At 68.4% G+C, this 370-nt stretch carries 1 protein-coding gene; it reads left to right on the forward strand.

All coding sequences use genetic code 11. The features are described 5' to 3' along the window. Positions 1-370 (forward strand): SPFH domain-containing protein (locus JHN63_RS52170; RefSeq protein ID WP_267953890.1); only part of this gene is annotated, 370 nt, incomplete at both ends.

A 370-nucleotide genomic window follows, 5' to 3' on the forward strand; every position in this document is an offset into this window, starting at 1 on the left:
CTCTCCAACCGTGAAAAGCTCAACCAGGGGCTGGAGTTGATGATCGACAGCCCCTCCATCGGGTGGGGCGTGCAGATCGACCGGGTCGAGATCAAGGACGTCTCCCTGCCCGAGACGATGAAGCGCTCGATGGCCCGCCAGGCCGAGGCCGACCGCGAACGCCGGGCCCGGATCATCAACGCCGACGCCGAGTTGCAGGCCTCCAAGAAACTCGCCGAGGCCGCCGAGCAGATGTCGGAACAGCCCGCGGCACTCCAACTCCGGCTGCTGCAAACGGTGGTGGCGGTCGCGGCCGAGAAGAACTCGACACTCGTGCTCCCCTTCCCCGTCGAGCTGCTGCGCTTCCTGGAGCGCGCGGCCCCGGCCGCGC

Source organism: Streptomyces sp. MBT65, assembly GCF_016612545.1.
Classification (GTDB): Bacteria; Actinomycetota; Actinomycetes; order Streptomycetales; family Streptomycetaceae; genus Streptomyces.